General features: G+C 72.3%; 18 protein-coding genes and 3 tRNA genes. 9 read left to right on the top strand and 12 right to left on the bottom strand.

The features are described from left to right. Nucleotides 1–7: 7 nt before the first annotated feature. From DEU31_RS03685 to DEU31_RS03675, 3 genes are all read right to left on the bottom strand, one after another. Nucleotides 8–1,645 carry an alpha/beta hydrolase gene (locus DEU31_RS03685; protein ID WP_133675839.1) on the bottom strand — a complete coding sequence of 546 codons (1,638 nt, stop codon included), beginning with the start codon at nucleotides 1,643–1,645 and terminating at the stop codon, nucleotides 8–10. Between the two features lie 128 nt (nucleotides 1,646–1,773). Beyond that, complete coding sequence (locus DEU31_RS03680; protein WP_133675837.1) at nucleotides 1,774–2,508, bottom strand: ABC transporter permease; 735 nt, start codon at nucleotides 2,506–2,508, stop codon at nucleotides 1,774–1,776. Nucleotides 2,509–2,552: 44 nt separating this feature from the next. Then, nucleotides 2,553–3,488 (bottom strand): ATP-binding cassette domain-containing protein, encoded by a 936-nt coding sequence (locus DEU31_RS03675; protein WP_133675835.1) that lies wholly within the window; start codon nucleotides 3,486–3,488, stop codon nucleotides 2,553–2,555. A 156-nt stretch (nucleotides 3,489–3,644) separates the two neighbouring features. Here DEU31_RS03675 and DEU31_RS03670 point away from each other — a divergent pair, with 156 nt between their 5' ends. Together DEU31_RS03670 and DEU31_RS03665 are read left to right on the top strand one after the other, a co-directional pair. Further along, a complete protein-coding gene (locus DEU31_RS03670) occupies nucleotides 3,645–4,778 on the top strand; it encodes a histidine kinase (RefSeq protein WP_243733699.1) in 1,134 nt (377 codons plus the stop codon). Next, nucleotides 4,760–5,443: a response regulator transcription factor gene (locus DEU31_RS03665; RefSeq protein ID WP_208109953.1), complete on the top strand. Its 684-nt coding sequence runs from the start codon at nucleotides 4,760–4,762 to the stop codon at nucleotides 5,441–5,443. Before DEU31_RS03670 ends, DEU31_RS03665 begins: the two co-directional genes overlap by 19 nt. Nucleotides 5,444–5,522: 79 nt before the next feature. Here DEU31_RS03665 and DEU31_RS03660 read toward each other — a convergent pair whose 3' ends face one another. Beyond that, on the bottom strand, nucleotides 5,523–5,888 hold the full coding sequence (locus DEU31_RS03660) for a metallopeptidase family protein (RefSeq protein WP_133675831.1): 366 nt from the start codon (nucleotides 5,886–5,888) through the stop codon (nucleotides 5,523–5,525). Nucleotides 5,889–6,041: 153 nt separating this feature from the next. On the opposite strand from DEU31_RS03660, the gene DEU31_RS03655 reads away from it, so the two are divergent. The 6 genes from DEU31_RS03655 to DEU31_RS03630 all read left to right on the top strand — a co-directional run bounded on the left by DEU31_RS03655 (nucleotide 6,042) and on the right by DEU31_RS03630 (nucleotide 10,442). Next, nucleotides 6,042–6,114, top strand: a tRNA-Glu gene (locus DEU31_RS03655). Between the two features lie 107 nt (nucleotides 6,115–6,221). Next, a tRNA-Asp gene (locus DEU31_RS03650) sits at nucleotides 6,222–6,295 on the top strand. Between the two features lie 73 nt (nucleotides 6,296–6,368). After that, nucleotides 6,369–7,391 (top strand): NADP-dependent oxidoreductase, encoded by a 1,023-nt coding sequence (locus DEU31_RS03645; protein ID WP_133675829.1) that lies wholly within the window; start codon nucleotides 6,369–6,371, stop codon nucleotides 7,389–7,391. Between the two features lie 259 nt (nucleotides 7,392–7,650). Continuing rightward, a tRNA-Phe gene (locus DEU31_RS03640) sits at nucleotides 7,651–7,726 on the top strand. Nucleotides 7,727–7,784: 58 nt separating this feature from the next. Next, entirely contained in the window at nucleotides 7,785–8,417 is a 633-nt protein-coding gene (locus DEU31_RS03635; RefSeq protein WP_133675827.1) for a maleylpyruvate isomerase family mycothiol-dependent enzyme, read from the top strand. A gap of 351 nt (nucleotides 8,418–8,768) precedes the next feature. Continuing rightward, the gene (locus tag DEU31_RS03630) at nucleotides 8,769–10,442 is read left to right on the top strand and encodes a formate--tetrahydrofolate ligase (RefSeq protein ID WP_133676330.1); all 1,674 of its coding nucleotides are present in this window, start codon (nucleotides 8,769–8,771) and stop codon (nucleotides 10,440–10,442) included. A 133-nt stretch (nucleotides 10,443–10,575) separates the two neighbouring features. Here DEU31_RS03630 and DEU31_RS03625 read toward each other — a convergent pair whose 3' ends face one another. Genes DEU31_RS03625 through DEU31_RS03600 form a run of 6 tightly spaced genes read right to left on the bottom strand, consistent with a single transcriptional unit; the run spans nucleotide 10,576 to nucleotide 17,475 of the window. Beyond that, nucleotides 10,576–11,166 (bottom strand): monovalent cation/H(+) antiporter subunit G, encoded by a 591-nt coding sequence (locus DEU31_RS03625; protein WP_053916976.1) that lies wholly within the window; start codon nucleotides 11,164–11,166, stop codon nucleotides 10,576–10,578. Next, on the bottom strand, nucleotides 11,163–11,801 hold the full coding sequence (locus DEU31_RS16700) for a monovalent cation/H+ antiporter complex subunit F (protein WP_166649372.1): 639 nt from the start codon (nucleotides 11,799–11,801) through the stop codon (nucleotides 11,163–11,165). The genes DEU31_RS03625 and DEU31_RS16700 overlap by 4 nt, the downstream gene beginning before the upstream one ends. Next, the gene (locus tag DEU31_RS03615; protein WP_133675825.1) at nucleotides 11,798–12,337 is read right to left on the bottom strand and encodes a Na+/H+ antiporter subunit E; all 540 of its coding nucleotides are present in this window, start codon (nucleotides 12,335–12,337) and stop codon (nucleotides 11,798–11,800) included. Before DEU31_RS03615 ends, DEU31_RS16700 begins: the two co-directional genes overlap by 4 nt. After that, nucleotides 12,334–13,911, bottom strand: a complete 1,578-nt coding sequence (locus tag DEU31_RS03610) for a Na+/H+ antiporter subunit D (protein WP_166649371.1) — start codon at nucleotides 13,909–13,911, stop codon at nucleotides 12,334–12,336. The genes DEU31_RS03615 and DEU31_RS03610 overlap by 4 nt, the downstream gene beginning before the upstream one ends. Nucleotides 13,912–13,913: 2 nt before the next feature. Beyond that, nucleotides 13,914–14,564 carry a Na(+)/H(+) antiporter subunit C gene (locus DEU31_RS03605; protein ID WP_133675821.1) on the bottom strand — a complete coding sequence of 217 codons (651 nt, stop codon included), beginning with the start codon at nucleotides 14,562–14,564 and terminating at the stop codon, nucleotides 13,914–13,916. Beyond that, nucleotides 14,548–17,475 carry a Na+/H+ antiporter subunit A gene (locus tag DEU31_RS03600; protein ID WP_166649409.1) on the bottom strand — a complete coding sequence of 976 codons (2,928 nt, stop codon included), beginning with the start codon at nucleotides 17,473–17,475 and terminating at the stop codon, nucleotides 14,548–14,550. Before DEU31_RS03600 ends, DEU31_RS03605 begins: the two co-directional genes overlap by 17 nt. A gap of 143 nt (nucleotides 17,476–17,618) precedes the next feature. Here DEU31_RS03600 and DEU31_RS03595 point away from each other — a divergent pair, with 143 nt between their 5' ends. Beyond that, complete coding sequence (locus DEU31_RS03595) at nucleotides 17,619–18,974, top strand: MFS transporter (protein WP_166649370.1); 1,356 nt, start codon at nucleotides 17,619–17,621, stop codon at nucleotides 18,972–18,974. Between the two features lie 444 nt (nucleotides 18,975–19,418). Here the strand turns inward: DEU31_RS03595 and DEU31_RS03590 are convergent, their stop codons facing one another. Together DEU31_RS03590 and dcd are read right to left on the bottom strand one after the other, a co-directional pair. Further along, on the bottom strand, nucleotides 19,419–20,225 hold the full coding sequence (locus tag DEU31_RS03590; RefSeq protein WP_133675815.1) for a hypothetical protein: 807 nt from the start codon (nucleotides 20,223–20,225) through the stop codon (nucleotides 19,419–19,421). Continuing rightward, nucleotides 20,222–20,818: a dCTP deaminase gene (dcd, locus tag DEU31_RS03585; RefSeq protein WP_010550549.1), complete on the bottom strand. Its 597-nt coding sequence runs from the start codon at nucleotides 20,816–20,818 to the stop codon at nucleotides 20,222–20,224. The genes DEU31_RS03590 and dcd overlap by 4 nt, the downstream gene beginning before the upstream one ends. Nucleotides 20,819–20,833: the final 15 nt, after the last annotated feature.

Here is a 20,833-nt window from a genome sequence, read left to right as displayed (position 1 = left end):
GTCCCGCTCAGCAGCGCAGCCCCTCCTCGGGCACGGTGCCCTCGAGGAGATAGGCGTCGACCTGCTCCTCGATGCACCCGCCCGAGCGGCCGTAGGCGGTGTGGCCCTCCCCCTCGTAGGTCAGCAGCGTCGCGTCGTCGAGCTGGGAGGCGAGCTCCTCCGACCATGCGTAGGGGGTGGCGGGATCGCCGGTGGTGCCGACGACCAGGATCGGGCCGGCGCCCTCGGCGGTGATCGGCGCGGGCTCGCGCACGGGCTCCTCGGGCCACTGGGCGCAGCCGTCCCCGCCGAGCATCGGGCCGAAGGTCGGGAACTCCTCGGCGAGGCGCTCGGCCTCCTGCTCGACCCACTGCTCGTCGGCGACCCCGGGGTGGTCCAGGCAGTTCACGGCCGTGATCGCGAAGGCGGCGTTGGTGCGGTAGGTCCCGTCGTAGCGGCGCTCGGAGGAGAGGTCCGCGATGTACAGCAGCTGGGAGCCGTCGCCGTTCATCGCGGCGGCGAGCGCCTCGCGCCCGTACTCCCACTGCGCGTCGTCGTACAGCAGCGTCAGCACGGCGGAGCGGGCGAGGGCCCCGGTCAGCGGCCGCTCGGGGTCCCCGGTGTCCAGCGGGGTCTCGTCCACGCTCTCGAAGAAGCTCAGCAGCTGCTCCTTCGCCTCGGCCTCGTCGCCGCGGAAGGGGCAGGCGTCGCCGGCCTCGAGGCAGCGGGCCAGGAAGGCCTCGGTCGCGTGCTCGAAGCCCTCGGCCTGGCCGGCGGAGAACTCGTCCATGGACATGTCGGGGTCGATCGCGCCGTCCAGGACGAAGCGACCCACCCGCTCGGGGTGCAGCTCGGCGTAGCTCGCGCCGAGATAGGTGCCGTAGGAGTAGCCGAGGTAGTCGAGCTCCTCGCTCCCGAGCGCCGCGCGCAGCACGTCCATGTCACGGGCCGCGGAGTAGCTGTCGAGATAGGGCAGGACCTCGCCGGAGTTCGCCTCGCAGGCCTCGGCCACTCGCGCACCCCACTCCTCGGCGAGTGCGCTCGCATCCTCCGCGGCGGGGCCCCCGGTCGCGGCGAGGTACTCGTCGGTCTCCGCGTCGTCGAGGCACTCGATCCCCTCCGAGCGGTTCACGCCTCGGGGGTCGAAGCCGATGACGTCGTAGCTCGCACGCACCTCGGGGGAGATCAGGATCTCCGCCGACGGCAGGAAGTTCACGCCCGAGCCGCCGGGTCCGCCCGGGTTGGTCACGAGCGAGCCCTTCGACTCCCCGTCGGCGGCGAGGCGGCCGACGGCGATCTCGATGTCCCCGGCCTCGGGATCGTTCCAGACCAGCGGCACCGTGATCGTCCCGCACTCGGCGCCCTCGGCGTCCACGTCCTCGCAGGGTCCCCACTCGATCTGCTGCGAGTAGTAGGCCTCGTAGGCGGGGTCCTCGGCCGGGTCGATCGGCAGGTCGACCGCCGCGGAGGTCCCGGTCTCCTCGAGGGCCGGGCCCTCGTCGGCGGAGTCCTCGTCCGCGCCGCCGGAGTCGCTCGCCTCGCTGCCGGCCGGGGCGTCCTCCTCCGGAGCGGCTCCCTCCGTGCACCCCGCCAGGAGCATCGTCGCGACGGCGGCCGCGGCGGCGAGGCGGGCGAGGGGGCGTCGAGTGCCGGGGAGGGGCGTCATGCGGGGTCCTTGTCCATGGGGGAAGCATGCGTGGGGCCCGGCCATCCTAGGACGCTTCCCCGCCGGTCTCCCGACGTCAGGCCCTGCCATCGTCCGCGGAGCGTCCGGCCTCGGCGGAGCGTCCGCCGTCAGCCGATCTCCCGGTGCCGCCACCTCTGCGTCCCGAGCGCGGCGGGGAGCAGGACGAGCAGGACCAGCGGCAGCAGCTCGAACGCGCCGGCCTCCCCGTTCGCCAGGGCGAGCGACGCGCCAGAGAGGTCCACCGCGGCGATGACGTCGGCCAGGGTCTGCGAGCCGAAGGCCATGGCCAGGTTCGAGGCGGTCCCGATGACGAAGGGGATGCCGATCGCGGCGACCAGACCCAGCACGGTGGACTGCAGCAGCATGCCCATCGCGAGGGAGAACAGGAAGGTCGCACCGAGGTTCGCGAGCTGCGTGGTCAGCACCCCCTCGATGCTCGAGAGCACCGCCCCCTCGCCGATCAGCTCTCCGCCGATCCAGGTGCTCGCGGCGGCCAGGCCGATGCTCACCGCCGCCAGTGCGACGAACACCACCAGCGCCGCGATCGCCTTGGAGGCCAGGACAGCGAGGCGCCCCGGGCGCTGCAGGAGGGTGATCTGGATCGAGCCGTCGGACCACTCCCGCGCCGTGATCCACACGGTCAGGGCGGGGATGATCAGGGTCAGCGGCAGCGAGATCACGAAGAAGGTCACCTCGAGATCGGCGGTGCGGTCGGGGACGAGCGCGGGCTGGATCAGGCCGCCGAGCGCGGCGAAGCCGGCCACGGCGAGCAGGGACAGAGTCAGCAGGATCTTCGCGCCTCGGGTGTCGAGGAAGGCGCGCAGGTCGATGTCGGGTCGCACGGGGGTCTCCTGGCGGTCGGAGGGCGGAGGGCGGAGGGCGGAGGTCAGAGGGCGGGGGCGGGTTCGTCGGCGGAGGGCTCCTCGCGCCCGGTCAGCGCGAAGAACACCTCCTCCAGGCCGGTGCCGGCGCCCGCGCCGAGAGAGGTGAGCACGAGCTGCTCGCGCAGGGCGAGGCGGCCCATGTCCTCGGGGGCGAGGCTGACGGCGAGCTCGCCGCCGGCGCGCAGCTCGAAGGCGATGCCGTGGGCGTCCAGGGCGCGGCGCAGCGCCGCCTGGTCCAGCGCGGCGACGCGGGTGCCGGTCACGGCGGTGAGCTCCTCGAGCGGACCCTCGCGCACCAGGCGCCCCTCGGAGATCACCACCAGCCGGTCCACGGTCGCCTCGACCTCGCGCAGCTGGTGGCTGGAGAGGAGCACGGTGCCGCCGGCGTCGGCGAAGGAGCGCAGCAGGCGGCGCATCCAGCGGATCCCCTCGGGATCCAGCCCGTTGGCGGGCTCGTCGAGCACGAGCACCGAGGGATCGCCCATGAGCGCGACGCCGATCCCGAGCCGCTGGCGCATGCCGTAGGAGTAGCCGCCCACGCGCTTGGTCGCGGCCTGCTCGAGGCCGACGGTCTCGAGCACCTCCTCGGCGCGGTCGCGCGGCATCCCGAGGGTGCGGGCGGTCAGGCGCAGGGTCTCGATCCCGGTGCGGCCGCCATGGAGGGCGCGCGCATCGAGCATCACGCCGACGGTGCGGGCGGGATGCTCCAGCGCGCGGTAGCGACGGCCGCCGATCAGGGCCATGCCGTCGTCCGCCTCGGCGAGACCGGTGAGGATCCGCAGGGTGGTGGACTTCCCCGCCCCGTTGGGGCCGAGGAAGCCGGTGACCGTGCCGGGGCTGCAGGAGAAGGAGAGGGCGTCGACGGCGGCGCGGGCGCCGTAGCGCTTGCTCAGCGCACGCACCTCGAGGGTCGGGGCGGTGGCGGTGGTGGAGGTCATGACTCCACGCTCCTCCCCCGCCGCGGCGCGGCGACAGCGACCACGGGTCCGTGCGCGGGCGACGAACGTCGGCTCCTGGCCGGTCCCCGTCCGACGATGGTCGCCGACCCCGTCCCGTGCGGCGGCGCGGCACCTGCGCGCCGCTACAGTGACCGGGTGGACCACCCGGAAACGCCCGCCCGTCGTCGCTGGCAGGAAGGGCTGATCGTCGTCGCCGTCGCCGCGGAGGCGGTGGCGACGACTCTGCTCGCCGACTCCGCGATCGGCCGCTGGCAGGGCGTCCTCGCGCTGCTGCTGGGCGTCGCGCTGCTCGCCCGCCACCGGCACTGGCCGTGGCTGCTGCCGCTGGTGCAGATCGCCAATGCCTTCTCGGGCTCGATCACCGTGCTGATCATCGCCACGTACACCTTTTCCACCCGCTGCCCGAACCGCGTGCTGACGCTGCTGTTCGCGCTGCTCGCAGCGGGCACCGCCACGCTCACCCCGCTGCTGCTGATGGGCGACCAGCCCGAGGCGGCGCTGATGACGATCGTGCTGACCACGCTGGTCGTGGCGGCGTCGACCTCGATCGGCCTCTACACGGCGGTGCGGCGCGCGCTGCTGGCGGAGCTGCGGGAGCGGGCCGAGCAGGCCGAGTCCGGACGGGCCGCAGCCGAGGAGCAGGCCCGACGCGCCGAGCGCACCCGCATCGCCCGCGAGATGCACGACATCGTCGCGCACAAGATCTCGCTGGTCGCCCTGCAGGCCGGGGCGCTCGAGGTGAACCCCGACATGGGCCGCGAGCAGGTCCAGCAGTCCGCCTCCCTGATCCGCGGCACCGCGACCACGGCGCTGTCCGAGCTGCGGGAGGTGCTGGGGGTGCTGCGCGGGGACGAGGAGCAGGCGCCGCTGGCCCCGCAGCCCACCTGGGAGGACGTGCGGCGCCTGGTGACCACCTCGCAGGAGGCGGGGGTGTCGGTGGACCTGTTCGACTTCATCGACGACCCGGTCCCCGATCCCCTGGCGCGCACCGCCTTCCGCGTGGTCCAGGAGGGCCTGACCAACATCCACAAGCACGCCGTGCACACCCGGGCCCGGGTGGCGCTGATCGGCGAGCCCGGCACCGACCTCGTGATCGAGGTCAGTAATGTGCTCCCCAAGGGGTTCACGACGGATCTGCCGGGGGCCAGGATGGGCCTGTCCGGCATCGAGACGAGGGTGACCCATGCGGGCGGGTCCATCACCTCGGGCCCGACCGACGACGGACGATTCGAAGTGAGGGCGGTGATCCCGTGGCCGACGGCGACGTGACGCGCGTGGGACTGATCGACGACGACTCCCTGGTCCGGGCCGGGCTGGCGATGATCCTCGGTGCCGATCCGGGGATCGAGGTGGTGGGTCAGGGGGCCGACGGCTCCGAGGCGGTGCCGCTGGTGCAGAAGCACCGGCCCGACGTGCTGCTGATGGACGTGCGCATGCCCACCCTCGACGGGATCGCGGCGACGAAGGCGGTCACCGCGCAGACCGGCGCGCCGAAGATCATCATGCTGACCACCTTCGACATGGACGAGTACGTCTTCCAGGCGCTCGAGGCCGGCGCCAGCGGGTTCCTGCTCAAGGACACCCCGCCGCAGGACCTCGCCCGGGCCGTGCACGTGGTCGCCGGCGGCGAGGCGATGCTCTCCCCCACCGTGACCCGTCGGATGCTCTCCCACTTCTCCGAGGCGAACCCCGGTTCGCGGCAGGAGCGCCACCCGGGCCTCGACCAGCTCACGGAGCGGGAGACGGAAGTGCTCGGCGCGGTCGGAGCGGGCCTGTCCAACGCCCAGATCGGGATGCGGCTGTTCATGAGCGAGGCGACGGTGAAGGCGCACGTCTCGAAGATCTTCGCGAAGCTCGACTGCACCAACCGGGTGCAGATCGCGATCATCGCCCACGAGGCCGGGCTGACGGACCTCGACGCCGACCAGCTCTGAAGGAAGCGGGGCGGTACGCGCCCTACCCCCAGCTCGATCGGCTGATCTCCTACCGGCTCGTCCCTCGCCAGTACGTCGATCAGCCCCAGCCCAGCTCGTGGAGGCGCTCGTCTCTGATGCCGAAGAGGTGGCCGAGCTCGTGGAGCACGGTCACCGCGATCTCGCGGACCAGGTGCTCGCGGGAGCGGGCATGGCGCTGCAGCGGGCCGCGGAAGACGAAGATCCGGTCCGGCTGGCGGAACCCGTCGAAGACGGAGCGCCGATCCAGCGGCACCCCCTCGTACAGGCCCAGCAGCTCGGCACCGCGGGACTGCTCGGGCGTCGGCTCCTCCTCGACGAGGATCGCGACGTTCGCCTCCGCGATCGCCTGGGCGACCTCGTCCGGCAGCGAGTCCAGGGCGTCGTTGACCGCCTCCTCGAACTCCGCTCGGCTGATGTGGATCATGCGGTCATCGAACCACGCCCGCCCGCGCCGTGGGGCCGTCGGTCTCCGCGCCGGGCGGATCCGTGTCGGATAGGACGCACCTCGCCCGAACCCGCGAGCGTCGGTGCCGGGCCCGCGGGTATGCTCTGACACGGGCGGTTCCGACCGCCCCGGGCCCCCATCGTCTAGAGGCCCAGGACACCGGCCTTTCACGCCGGCGACACGGGTTCGAATCCCGTTGGGGGTACTGCTCCGCCGAGGTGCGAGGCGGCTCACAGCGAAAGTGGTCGTGAGAGCCCAGAACCTCCGGTAGAGTTATCCGAGTCGGAAGGCGAGAAGCCGGAAGACACAAGAGGCCCTGTAGCTCAGTTGGTTAGAGTGCCGCCCTGTCACGGCGGAGGTCGCCGGTTCAAGCCCGGTCAGGGTCGCCCCTCGAGAAGGCCCCGGAGCATCGCTCCGGGGCCTTCTTCGTGCCCCTGCGGAACTGCGTACGCTCGAGGCATGAGCACCGAACTGCAGAACCGCCGGATCCGCCTCGCCTCCCGCCCGCACGGCGAGCCGGTCCCCTCCGACTTCCTCCACGACACCGCCCCCGTCCCCTCCCCCGGTCCGGGCGAGGCGCTGCTGCGCACCCTGCACATCTCCCTGGACCCGTACGTGCGCGGCCGGATGAGCGATGCGAAGTCCTACGCCGCTCCGATGGAGGTCGGCGACGTGATCGTCGGTGGCACCGTCTCGGAGGTCGTCGAGTCCGCCGACGACTCCCTCGCCCCGGGCGACGTGGTCCTCGGCTACGGCGGCTGGCAGGAGTACAGCGTCGAGGAGGTCGCGGGGCTGCGTCGCCTCGATCCCGCGACCGCGCCGGTCACCACCGCCCTCGGCGTGCTCGGGATGCCCGGCTTCACCGCCTATGCGGGTCTCACCGCGATCGGGAAGGTGCAGACCGGGGAGACCCTCGCCGTCGCCGCGGCGGCCGGCCCCGTCGGCTCCGCGGTCGCGCAGATCGCCCGCCTGCGCGGTGCCCGCACGATCACGATCGCCGGCGGCGAGCGGAAGGTCGCGCTGCTCGAGGAGCTCGGCGTCGACGTGGCGCTCGACCACCGCGCCCCGGATCTGCCGGGCCGACTCGCCGCGGCGGCGCCGGACGGCATCGACGTGTACTTCGAGAACGTGGGCGGCGCGGTGTGGGACGCGGTGCTGCCGCTGCTGAACGAGTTCGCGCGCGTGCCCGTGTGCGGGCTCGCCGCGAACTACAACGCCACCTCCCTGCCGGAGGGGCCCGACCGCAGCGGCGCCCTCATGGGTCACGTGCTCGCCAAGAGCCTCACCCTGCGCGGCTTCATCCAGCGCGAGTTCGCGCCGACGATGTTCGAGGACTTCCAGCGCGAGATGGGCGCCTGGGTCACCGCCGGCGAGGTGCGCTATCGCGAGGACGTCACCGTCGGGCTGGACAAGGCGCCGGAGGCGTTCGTCGGGATGCTGCGCGGCGACAACCTCGGCAAGGCGCTGATCACGCTCCCCTGATCCGCGATGCCCCGCTCGTCCTGTCGCACCGACGGACCGCGGGCGGAGCCGCCCCCCGTTGGCCCCGACCTCGCTCTCCCGGCCCATCCCGAGGCTGCGGCACGGGGCTGGGGTGGAGGCGGATCGGCTGCGGGGTGGCGGCGGGCCTGAGCGCCCGGGCCCGGGCCCGCCGCCGTGGTCTGCCTCTCACCGGGGCGGATCCGGTGCGCACCACCGTGCAGGGGCTGTTACGCTTGTCCTCGGTCGTCACGGCGACCACGGCTCTGTAGCTCAGTTGGTAGAGCGTTCGACTGAAAATCGAAAGGTCACCGGATCGACGCCGGTCGGAGCCACCACCACGAAGCCCTCTGGTCCGCCAGGGGGCTTCGTCGTTCCCGGCCCTAGTATCGCGACATGCCCGACCTGCCGCGCCTGCTCCGCACCGAGCGCTCCCGTCTCGCCGATCTCCTCGCCTCTCTCGACGACGACCAGTGGGAGCACAGCACGCTCTGCGACTCCTGGTCCGTGCGCGAGACGGTCGCCCACCTCACCGCCGCCGCCTCGACCGCGACGCCGTCGTGGATGCTGAACATGCTCTTGACGAGATTCGACACGGACCGCCACAACGACCGCCTCATGCGCCGGCATCTCGAGCCCGCACCTGCGGCCGCCCTCTCCTCGTTCCGGGCGACGATGTCCTCGACGACCGCCCCGTTCGGCGCGCTCGACGCGGCACTCGGCGAGGTCGTGGTCCACGGTCAGGACATCGCTCGCCCGCTCGGCCTGCGCCTCGATCCCTCGCCCGGCGCGCTGCGCATCGTCGCGGAGCTCTTCGCCCGCAAGGACTTCGCGGTGAACAGCGCGACGCTCGTGAAGGGGATGCAACTCCTCCCGACGGATCTCGACGTGGTCCTGGGTGACGGTCCCGTCGTACGCGGCGCGTCGATCGACCTCGTGCTGGCGATGGCCGGTCGGTCCTCTGCTGCGGACGGTCTCGACGGCGAGGGTGCGCGCATCCTCCGCGAACGGCTCGGAACCTCTGCCTGACCCGTCCGGGCGCCCGACCCCTCCGGAGGCGCTCCGGGAGTCCGGCACCGGCTCTCCCCATGTCGGCAGCGGCACGGCGCGATGGTCAGGTGATGGCGTATGGCGTACCGCTATGCCTATATGGGCATAGCGGTCGCTGTGGCGCCGGCGGCCGACCACGATCCTGCCGGCCGGCGCCGGTCCCGCGGTCCTTCGCGAGGTCGCAGCCGGCGGCGACGAGGGAGCGCGACGACCGGGCTACGTCCATCCGACAAGGGGACGGCATATGCCCAGGATCTGCCCCGTAAGGTGGGCCACGACCCTGCCCGGACGCCGATGCCCGGGTGAGAGACCACAAAATGGAGGACGATGATGTCAGCCGACAACCCTGATCTCGCCATCGCCCAGGCGGCGACCCTGGAGCCGATCACGGAGATCGCCGAGCGCGCGGGCGTGCCCACGGAGGCTCTCGTGCCCTACGGCTCCTACAAGGCCAAGGTGGACGTGCGCCAGATGACCCCGAGCGGGAAGCAGGGGCGCCTGGTGCTGGTCTCGGCGATGTCCCCGACCCCGGCCGGCGAGGGCAAGTCCACCACGACCGTGGGCCTGGCCGACGCGTTCTCGCTGATGGGCCACCGCACCATGGTCGCGCTGCGCGAGCCCGCGCTCGGCCCGATCATGGGCATCAAGGGCGGTGCGACCGGCGGCGGCCACGCCCAGGTGGTGCCGATGGAGGACATCAACCTCCACTTCACCGGCGACTTCCACGCGATCCAGATCGCGAACAACACCCTCGCCGCCCTCGTGGACAACCACATCCACCAGGGCAATGCGCTGGGCATCGACCCACGCCGCGTCCAGTGGAAGCGCGTGGTCGACGTCAACGACCGCGCCCTGCGCAGGACCGTGATCGGCCTGGGCGGCGCCGCCCAGGGCGTCCCGCGCGAGGACGGCTTCGACATCGTCGTCGCCTCCGAGATCATGGCCGTGCTGTGCCTGGCCACGGACCTGAAGGACCTGCAGGAGCGGATCGACCGGATCGTCGTGGGCTTCACCTACGACCGCAGGCCCGTCACCGTCGAGGACCTCGAGGTGGGCGGCGCGATCACGATGCTGCTCAAGGACGCGCTGCTGCCGAACCTGGTCCAGACCCTCGGCGGCACCCCCGCGCTCGTGCACGGCGGCCCCTTCGCGAACATCGCCCACGGCTGCAACTCGCTGGCCGCGACCCGGCTCGCGCTCTCGCTCGCGGACATCACCGTCACCGAGGCGGGCTTCGGCTCCGACCTCGGGGCGGAGAAGTTCCTGGACATCAAGTCGCGGGTGGGCGACCTCGCCCCCGACGCCGCGGTCGTGGTCGGCACGGTGCGCGCGCTGAAGATGCACGGCGGCCTCGCCAGGACCGATCTGGCGACCGAGGACATCGAGGCCGCGCTGCGCGGCACCGAGAACCTCGCCCGTCACGTCGAGAACCTGCGCAAGTTCGGCCTCGAGCCGGTGATCGCGCTGAACCGCTTCCCCACCGATACCGAGGCCGAGCTCGAGGCGGTGCTCGACTGGGCGAAGGAGCAGGGCTTCCGCGCCGCGCTGTCCGAGGTGTGGGCGAAGGGCGGCGAGGGCGGCCGCGCCGTCGCCGAGCAGGTCCTCGCCGCGATCGAGCAGGACGAGCCCGACTTCCACCACCTCTACGATCCCGCCGACGGGATCGAGGAGTCACTGCGCACCCTCGCCCGCGAGGTCTACGGCGCCGAGGACGTGGTCTTCGAGGACCGTGCTCCGGCGCAGCTGCGGATGCTGAGGCGCAACGGCTGGGACACCCTGCCGGTGTGCGTGGCGAAGACGCAGTACTCGTTCTCCGACGATCCCTCCGCGCTCGGCGCCCCGACCGGGCACGTGCTGCACGTGCGCGATCTGGTGCCGAAGATCGGGGCGGGCTTCATCGTCGCGCTCACCGGCGCGATCATGACGATGCCCGGACTGCCCAAGGAGCCGGCCGCCCTGCGCATGGGCGTGACCGAGACCGGGGAGTCCATCGGCCTGTTCTGAGCCCGGCCGGTCCGGGACGCGCCGAGCGTCCCGGACCCCCGCTCCCCCGCACGACGACGCCCGTGCCCGGTGATCGCGGGCACGGGCGTCGTCGTCGGTGTCGCTGGTCGGTGTCGCCTGGCGGTGCCGCCGGTCAGCGCCGCTCGTCGCGCTCGGCGACCTCCTCGGCCTCGAGCTCGGTCTCGTCGTCGAGGTCGATGTCCAGCCCGTCCTCGTCCTCGACGTCCGCGGCGCCGCCCTCCGGCTCCTCCCAGTTCCGTCCGGTGAGGGGCGCGACGGTGTCCGTGACGACGTTCTCGGGGAACAGCTCATGGCCGCCACCGTGCAGGTCCTCGTGGTCGTCGTCCGGCTCGTCGACGAAGCCGTCCTCGTCGTCATCGTCGTCGGACGGGGTGGCGAGCCGCTCGCTGAGCTCGTCGATCGCGTAGTCGCCGCCGCGCACGAAGCCGCGGCGGAATGCGGCGCGCCCCACCATCGCGCTCGCGACGGGGACGGTGAGCATCTGCGCGAGCAGCACGACCAGCAGGAACGCCGCGACGCTCCACGACCTCGCGGCCAGCGCCGCCCCGGCGAAGACCAGGATCAGGCCGAGCACCTGCGGCTTGGAGGCGGCGTGGATGCGCATCAGCACCCCGTCGAAGCGGTTCAGCCCGATCGCGGAGAGGACGCCCAGCAGGAGTCCGGCGCCGATCAGCACCGACGCGATGATCTCGACCGCGCTCATCGTGCACCTCCCGTCGGACCGTCCGCGAGCCGGTCGTCGTCCTCGAAGCCCTGGTCGCCCGCGTCGGAGCCGTCCGTCGTGCCGTCGAGGCCGAAGCCCTCCTCGGAGCCGTCGTCGGCCTCCCCCGCCGGGTCCGCCGCCCCGAGCACGCGGGCGTGCTCGTCTTCGGGCACGAGGGCGCCGTCCTCGGAGGCGGTGCCGGCCTCTTGACCGAACCCGTCCTCGCCGACGAAGCCGTCCTCGGAGGCGAAGCCGCCCTCGGTGGCGAAGCCGTCCTCGGAGGCGGAGTCGGTCTCGAGGTGGATCGCCTCGTGCGGCCCGGTGTCCGCATCGGGCTCCTGGGGATGGGGGCGGCGCCGGCCCTGCATCGGGTCCTCCCGCGCGACGAAGCGCGCGAAGGTCACGGTGCCGACGAAGGCGAGCCCGGTCAGGCTCAGCATCGCGGGCCCCGCCCAGGCCGCGCCGGAGTGCGCCACGTGCAGCGCCAGGCCCATCACCACGAGGGTGACCAGGGAATCGCTCGAGATCGCACGGTCCAGGATGGTGGGGCCCACGATCATGCGGTACACGATCGCGAGGCCGGCGAGGGCGAGGATCACGGCGTAGACCGCCAGGACGACGTCGAAGGCGCTCATCGCAGACCCGCCTCCTCGAGGATCTCGCGGCGGCCGACGGCCCACAGCAGACGCTCCTCCTGCGCCCGCACGCTCTCGCGGGCCTTCTCCACGGCCTCCGGGGTGCCCGCGTTGAAGGTGTGCAGGAACAGGGTGCCGGTGGCACGCTGCGCCTCGACCACGACCGAGCCCGGAATCAGAGTGCACAGCACGCCCGTGAAGGTCAGGAAGAAGTCCGAGCGGGAGGCCATCTGCACCGCGATCACGGAGCTCGGGGGCTGCGGGCCGGGACGCACCGCGAACCAGCCCACCTGCACCGCCGAGATCGCGCAGTCGGTCAGGAAGCGCAGCACGAAGAGGGTGAAGCGCACCGGGCGCAGGGTCAGCTCGTGGCCGGTGGGAGGCATCGGGAAGAGCACGAAGACGAGCACGGCCACCAGGGCGCCGCCGAGCACGTTCTTCAGGTCGATCCCGCCCCACAGCAGGCACCACAGGGCCACTGCCGTGAGAACCCACAGCCAGGAGCGGCGCAGGTCGCGGATCCGTCGCGAGATCATCCGTCCACCTCCGCGGTCACGCCGTCCTCGATCCGTTGGCCCTGGTCGTCGATCCGGTAGCGCAGGTCCCCCGCCGCCTCGTCGCCGAGCACCGCGCCGACGTAGGGGGTGCGCTGCAGGACCGAGTGCGCGGCCTCGTCGGCGTAGTTCATCAGCGGCCCCGCGAAGACGGTCAGCGCCAGGGAGAAGGCGATCATGGCGGTGGTCGCGCCGGTCATCACCTTCGGCATCGGCACGTCCCGGGCGATGATCTCCTCGCTCGGCTCCTGCCAGAAGGCGCGGTTCCAGATCTTCGCGATCGCGTACAGGGTCAGCAGGCTGGTGATGACGCTGACGGCGATGAGGATCCACCCGGCGGTGTTGTCATAGGCGATGCCCGCCTCGATCAGCCCGACCTTGCCGATGAAGCCGGAGAACGGCGGGATGCCGGCGAGGTTCATCGCGGGGATGAAGAAGAGCACCGCGATGAGCGGGGCGAGCTTCTGGAGCCCGCCGAGACGGATGAGGTTCGTGCTCCCGCCGCGGTGCTCGATCAGCCCGGCGGCGAGGAACAGCGTGGACTGCACGGTGATGTGGTGGGCGACGTAGTAGATCGTCGCGGCCATGCCGAGCTGGGTGACCATGCCGATGCCGAACAGCATGTAGCCCATGTGGGAGACCAGCGTGAAGGACAGCACGCGCTTGAGGTCGGTCTGCGCGACGGCGCCCAGGATCCCGATGAACAGGCTCAGCCCGGCCGCGGCCAGCAGCAGGTTCGAGATCTGCGAGAAGGGGAACAGCAGCGTCTCCAGACGCAGGATCGCGTAGATGCCGACCTTCGTGAGCAGTCCCGCGAAGACCGCGGTCACCGGCGCCGGCGCGGTCGGGTACGAGTCGGGCAGCCAGGCGCTCAGCGGGAAGATCGCGGCCTTGATCGCGAAGGCGACCAGCAGCATCAGCTCCAGGATCATGCGGGTGCCGGGCTCGAGCCCGTCCAGCCGCACCGCGAGCTCGGCCATGTTCACGGTGCCGGCGGCGGCGTAGATCGCCGCGATCGCGGACAGGAAGATCACCGAGCTGAGCACCGAGACGATCACGTAGGTGGTCGCCGCGCGGACGCGGCTCGCGGAGCCGCCGAGGGTGAGCAGCACGTAGCTCGAGGCCAGCAGCACCTCGAAGCCGACATAGAGGTTGAACAGGTCCCCGGCGAGGAACGCCATGGACACGCCCGCGACGAGGGTGAGGTAGGTGGGGTGGTAGATCGCCACCGGCGTCCGCTCGACGTTCTCGCTCACGCTCTGCGCGCTCGAGTAGACGAGCACCGCGAGGGTGACGAAGCTCGAGACGGTCAGCATCAGCGCCGTCAGCCGGTCCGCGACCAGCACGATCCCCAGCTGCGGGGTCCAGTTGCCGATCTGCAGGACCAGCACGCCCTCCTGGGTGACGTGCCAGGCCAGCACCAGCGCGATCGCGAAGATCGCCAGCAGCGTGACCACCGCGAGGCCGAGCTGCAGCCGGGTGTGGTGGCGCAGCAGCAGCGTGATCGCGGCGCCGACGAGCGGCAGCATCACGGGCAGGGCGAGGAGGAGCTCCATGCTCAGATGTCCTCCTCGTCGCTCGTGCGGTCGCGGATCTCGTGGCGCAGCGCCACGGCCTCCCCGCGGCGGTGCTCGCGGCGGCGGCGCGCGGTCTCGCGCAGCGAGTCGGCGTCGCCCTCGTCGGCCTCCGTCGCGTCCTGGGGGACGTCCTCGGCGCTGGTGAGGTCCGAGCCCAGCGGGTCGTCGTCCTCGTCGTCCAGCCCCTGGGACTGGGCGAGCGCGCCGCGCCGCGCCTCCTCGCTGAGAGCCTGCGACCAGGGCAGCCGCTCCGCGTCCTCGCTGCGACGCCGACGACGGCGCAGCACGCGCCGGTCCTCGACGTCGTCGGGGACCTCGTCGTGGCCGAACAGCTGCCAGGCCCGGTACGCGAGCGCCATGCCGAAGGCGGTGATGCCCAGCGAGATCACGATCGCGGTGAGCACCATCGCGAAGGGCAGCGGATCGGTCATCTGCTCGGGGTCGCCGCTGCCCTCGAAGGGCGGGGTCCCGATCGGTCCGGCGGCGACGATGAACAGCAGGTTCACGCCGTTTCCGGCTAGGACGAAGCCGAGCATGATGCGGGTCAGCGTGCGCTCGAGCACGAGATAGATGCCGCAGGCGATGAGCACCCCGGCGGTCAGGAGGAGGGCGAGGCTAACGGGCATCGACATCGGCCTCCTGCTGCTGGTCGATCTGGGCGCCGAGGGAGCGCAGGAAGTCGAGCATCACGCCGACCACCACGAGGTACACGCCCAGGTCGAACAGCAGCGCTGTCGGGAAGTGCAGCTCGCCCAGCAGCGGCACGTGCACCACGGGCGTCGCCTGGGAGAAGACGTTGCCGCCGACGAGGAGGGGCAGCACCCCGGAGATCACCGCGAGGGCCATGCCGGTGCCGAGCACGAAGCCGGCCTGGACCGGGGCGGCCTCGGTGAGCTCGTAGCGGCCCCCGGCGAGATAGCGCACCGCGAGGGCCAGCCCCGCGACGAGGCCTCCGGCGAATCCGCCGCCGGGCAGGTTGTGACCGGCCATCAGCAGGTATACGGAGAACATCATCATCATCGGGAAGGCGATGCGGGTGATGACCTCGAGGATCACCATCCGCCGCTCGGGCGCGAGGGTCAGCCCGGCCGAGAGCCAGGTGCGCCAGCGGTTGCCGCCCGCGACGTCATCGGGGCGCGCATCGAAGTCGAGCGCGTTCTGCGGCAGGGCCGGGTCCGCGCGACGGCGCCAGATCGAGGTGCGCGAGGCGTCGAGGTCGCGCACGCGGGCGATGGGCCGCTCGCGCCGGGTCACGAAGATCAGCGAGGCGACGCCGGTGGCGACCACGAGCAGCACGGAGATCTCGCCCATCGTGTCCCACACGCGGGCGTCGACCAGGGTCACGTTGACGACGTTGTGGCCGCCGCCGATCTCGTAGGCAGGCTCGATCAGTCCCTTGCCGAGCGCTTCGCGGTAGCGGGCGTCGGCCGCATACAGGGTGCCGCCGCACAGCACGAGCGCGGTCGAGATCGCGATCGCCCATCGGCCCCAGGCGCCGATGCGCAGCGGCCGGCGCGAGAAGTGCAGCGGCAGGCGGCGCAGCACGAGCACGAGCACGACGGTCATCGCGGTCTCGACCAGCACCTGGGTGGTGGCGACGTCGGGAGCGCCCGCGACCAGGAAGAGCACGGCCACGCTGTAGCCGGTGACGGTGATCAGGAAGACCGCCCGCAGACGGCGCCGGGAGCGCGCGGCGCCGATCGCGGCGAGCGCCGCGACGGGAAGGACGATCAGCTCGACCGGGTGCTGGAAGAGCACCAGGTTGTCCGGCAGCGGCGACTGGGTCAGCGCGACCGGGGCCACCAGCGCCAGCAGCACCACGAGCATCGTGCCCAGGGTGTAGGGCAGCGAGCCCCGCTGGAACAGGGGCGTGATGATGATCGAGAGCTTGTCGACCGTGCGCAGGATCCGGCGGAAGCCGCGCTCGGCGTCGAGCACGTCCAGCGCCCGCTCGGGCGCCCAGGTCAACGGGGAGACCGCCTTCTGGAGCAGCGCCACGGGCCGCGGGATCAGGCACAGGACGATGCCCAGGCCGAGGGTGATCGCCGAGGCGAGCAGCGGCACTCCCAGGTGCGGGACGACCACGAGGTGGATCCCCTCCCCCGTCTCCGGGAGCACCGAGGCGTAGGTGCGCAGCACCTCCTCCAGCGGCGAGGTCAGCACGATCGGGGCGAGGGACGCTGCGGTGATCAGCGCGGGCGCGAGCCAGTACAGCGGGGTGATCCGCACGGCGGCGACGCGGGGGGCGCCGGGTGCCGGGCCGAAGGCACCGCGCACGAAGCGCCAGGAGTAGGCGACGGTGAGGACGGAGCCGGCGACCAGCGCGATCAGGAGCAGGCGCTGCCAGCCGCCCGCGTACCAGAGCGCCGAGTAGATCGACTCCTTGGCGACGAAGCCGTACAGCGGCGGGACCGCGGCCATCGAGGCGGCCGAGAGCGTGCCGATCACGGCGAGGACGGGCGCTACCCGGCCCACGCCGGAGAGGACGCGCAGGTCGCGGGTGCCGAACCGCTTGTCGATGATGCCCACGACCATGAACAGCGGTGCCTTGAACAGCGCATGGGCGATCAGCATCGCGAGCCCCGCGAGCACCGCGTCGTGAGTGGCCAGGCCCGTGACGGCGGCGAGGAATCCGAGCTGGGAGACGGTGCCGTAGGCGAGCAGCAGCTTGATGTCGGTCTGCCGCAGCGCGCGCCAGCCGCCGAGCAGCATCGTCGCCGCGCCGAGCACCGCCAGGACGACCGTGATCACCTCGAGGTGGGTCAGCGCCGGCGCCATGCGGAGGATCAGGTAGATGCCCGCCTTCACCATCGCCGCGGCGTGCAGGTAGGCGGAGACCGGGGTCGGGGCCGCCATCGCGCCGGGGAGCCAGAAGTGGGTCGGCACGAGCGCGGACTTGCTGGTCGCGCCCGCGAGCATGAGCACCATGGCGGTGATCAGGAAGGGGCCTGCCTCGGTCCACATCGGGTCCGCGACGATCTCGGACAGGCGCAGGGTGCCCGCCTCGGCGGCGACCATCAGCATGCCCACCAGCATCGCCAGGCCGCCGGCGGTGGTGGAGATCAGGGCGTTCAGCGCCGCACGGCGAGAGGCCTGCTTGTCCTGGTAGTGGCCCACCAGCAGATAGGAGAAGACGGTGGTGAGCTCCCAGAAGGTGTAGATCACCATGACGTCGTCGGCCAGGACCAGACCCACCATCGCGCCGGCGAAGGCGGTGAGCACGCCGGCGAAGCGGCCCAGCCCCGGCTCGGAGTCCTTGAAGTAGCGCGCGCAGTACAGCAGCACCATCGCCCCGATGCCGGTGGCGATCAGGCCGAGCACCCAGCTGAGGGTGTCCAGGCGGAAGGCGAGGTCGATCCCGAAGGCGGGGATCCAGGGGACGGACACCTCGACCGGCGCCTCCCCGAGGGTGCGCGGATCGAAGGTCGCCAGCCACACGGCGGAGGCGGCGGGCACCACGGCCAGGGGGTAGAAGGCGCTGCGCCCGATCCAGCGGACGAGGAGGGGAGCCACGAGCGCCGCCACCATGTGGGCGAGCAGCATCGTGAACACGGAATCTCCGTCCGGCGCGGGGAAAGGGCCAGGTGCCATCCTACGGGAGGGGGCGGCTCCGTTCCTGGGCCTCCACTGATCTCACAGCGGGCGGGGCCCACGGCACGGGGCCCGTCGCTCCGTAGAGTATGGCCATGACCTCGCCCCGACGGCTCCGTCCCCCGGTCGTCCCCTTCGCACTGTGGGACGGCGGCATGTCCGCCTTCAGCTCCGTCATCCTCACCTTCGTCTTCGCCACCTACGTGGCCAGCGGCGTCGCCTCCGAGGGCGCGGTCGGCGAGGAGGCGATCACCGCCGCGCAGGCCCACGGCTCGCAGGTGCTGACCACCTGGCAGTCGATCGGCGCTGTCGCCGTCGCGCTGCTCGCCCCGCTGCTGGGCAACCTCGCCGACTCCGGCGGCGCCCGCAACGCCCTGCTGCGGATCACGACGCTCGCCACCGTGGCGACCGTCGCGCTGATGCCGCTGGTGAGGCTCGACTCCGACTACCTCACCCTCGGAGCGGTGCTGATCGCGCTCGCGGTCGTCTTCAGCGAGCTCGCCGGCGTGTTCGTGAACTCGGTGCTGCCGGAGATCTCCACGCCCGAGAACCGGGGACGGATCTCGGGGACCGCCTGGGCGGTCGGCTACTGGGGCTCGATCGTGTGCCTGGGCCTGGTGCTGGTGCTCTTCGTGATGCCGGGGACGGGAATGCTGGGGATCACGGGCGAGGACGGCTGGAACTACCGGGCGATCCCCCTGTTCGTGGCGCTGTGGATCCTCCTCGGGACGCTCCCGCTGATGCTCCGCGCCCCGCGCCACCCGGCCACCGCGCCCGGCGAGCGCTGGAGCCCTTGGCAGGGCTACGCCTCGATCATCCGCCGCGTGCTCCGGGCGGTGAAGGAGGAGCCGGTGATGCTCCAGTACCTGGTCGCCTCCGCGATCTACCGTGACGGACTCGGCGCCGTGTTCTCGATCGCGGGCGTCCTCGCCGCGAATGCCTACGGCTTCGGGGCGGTGGAGATCATCGTCTTCGGCATCGCCGCGAACCTCGTCGCCGGCGTCGGGGTGTTCCTCGGCGGGAGGGTCGACGACCGCGTCGGCCCCCGCCCCGTGATCATCGCCGGCTGCGCCGGCATCATCGTGCTGGGCCTGGTGGTGCTCGCCTTCGAGCCGACGATCGTGTTCTGGGTCGCGGGCCTGGCGATCTGCCTGTTCGTCGGCCCCGTGCAGTCCGCCTCGCGGAACCTGCTCACCCGGCTCTCGCTCCCGGGCCGGGAGACGGAGAACTTCGGACTCTACGCGACGACGGGCCGGGCGCTCGGGTTCCTCGGCACCGCGGCCTTCGCCGCGACGGTCGCGCTCTCCGGCGAGACCCGCACCGGGATCCTCGGGATCGTGATCGTGATGGCGCTGGGACTGGTCGCCTTCCTGCCGATCCGGCTGGGGGCCGCGGGACGCGCCGCCTCGACCGCCGACTCACGCGCCGAGGCCCCCTCCGCCGGCGCCTGACCTCCCTACGTCCGCGCGTCCTGGCCTCTGTCCCACCGCGACGCCTGCTCGCCCCGACGCCTCCCGGGGACCGGTGCGTGTCGCCCGCGCCGCTCACCCCGGAGACCGCGGCGGGCGACAGCGGCGGCGGGCGACGGCGGCGGCGGGCGACGGCGGCGGGCGACGGCGGCGGGCGGCGGCGGCGGGCGGCGGCGGCGGCGGCGGGCGATGGTCAGGTCGTGGCGTGTGGCGTTCCTCTATGCCATATGTGGCGCAGAGGAACGCCACACGCCACGAGCCGACATGACCCCGTGGCGACAGGGCGGTGCCGGACCGTCGGACAGCGCCGCGGCGACGCCGGAGGGTCGGACAGCGACAGGCCGGCGTCGGCAGATCGAGCGGGCCGGCGTCGGCAGGTCGAGCGGGCCGGCAGCGCGAGGCGAGGGGCCGGGCGGCGGAAGGGGATCAGGCGAGGTCGGCGGGGTCCACCAGGAGGCCGTCGAGGTCCAGGACGTAGCCGCCGACGCTCTCGGCGATCAGCCCAGCGATCACCCCGATGCGCCGGTACGCCTCCTGCCAGCGCTCCGCCGTCGGGGCGTCCGGCGTCTCGATCGCGTCCTCCTCCGGATCGGCGGTGACGTGGACCAGCTGGTAGTCCACGGCATCGCCCAGCCATTCGAGGGCGCTGAGGGCGACGGGGCGGGCGCTGCGCCCCACCCGCACCTCGATCACGTCGCCGCCGGGCAGCGGCGCGGTGAGCCCGTAGCCGGTGCGGGAGATCTCCTCGGGGGCGCGGTCCAGCTCCGCCTCCGGCTCGAGCGGCGCGAGAAGCTGGGCGAGGGACTCCGGCGCGAGGGCGTGGGGGCTCGTGACCGTCAGGTCCCGCACGTGGTACGGATGCGGCTCGAGGCGGACGTGGTCGTCGGTGACGACAGCGCCGTACATACGCCGTGCGAGCGCCCAGGCCAGGTCGAGGCTCTCCCGCTCCACGCCGAAGGGCAGCCCCTCGGGGAAGGCGCGGCCGTAGCCGTGGGAGTCGACCATGCCCTCGGGGACGGGGTCCTCGCGCACCCGTGGGGTCTCCAGGGTCCAGCGTCCCGCGCCGCGCGGCGTCCGGTCGGGGACCAGGCGGACGTCGTCCCCGATCTCGATCGCCCCGTCCTCGTCCTCCCGGGCGGTGGGGCGGACGTTGAGGATCATCGTGAGCACCTCGGCGGGGTCGGTGTCCCGCGGCAGCTGGAGACGATGGCTGGTGCGGACCGGCTCGGTCACTGCTGCTCCTCCTGGAGGGGGATCCGGGTGCGATGGAAGTTCTGCGCCGAGCGGGAGGGCGTGGGCCCGCGCTGGCCGAGATAGCGGTTGAGGTTCCCGGCGCTGCCGTAGGGGTTCTGCGACGGGCTGGAGAGGCGGAAGAAGCACAGCTGGCCGATCTTCATGCCGGGCCACAGCGCCACCGGGAGGGTCGCCATGTTCGACAGCTCCAGGGTGATGTGCCCGTCGAAGCCGGGGTCGATGAACCCGGCGGTCGAATGGGTCAGCAGCCCCAGCCGGCCCAGCGAGCTCTTGCCCTCCAGCCGGGCGGCGACGTCGCCTGGCAGGGTGATCTGCTCGTAGGTCGAGGCGAGCACGAACTCCCCCGGGTGCAGCATGTACGCCTCGTCGGGATCGACGGCGACCTCGCGCGTGAGGTCCGCCTGCTCGATCGAGGGATCGATCAGGGCATGCTTGTGGTTGTCGAAGAGGCGGAAGAAGCGGTCGATCCGCACGTCCACGGAGGCGGGCTGGATCATCGCCTCGTCGAAGGGGGACAGCCGCACCCGTCCGGCCTCGATCTCGGCCCGGATGTCTCGATCGCTCAGCAGCACGGCGACCAGACTAGT

The organism is Brachybacterium sp. AG952, from assembly GCF_004362645.1.
In the GTDB taxonomy this organism is placed as follows: Bacteria; Actinomycetota; Actinomycetes; order Actinomycetales; family Dermabacteraceae; genus Brachybacterium; species Brachybacterium conglomeratum.
Note: the sequence above shows the minus strand (reverse complement) of the source record. Positions and strands in the feature narration are given on the sequence as shown.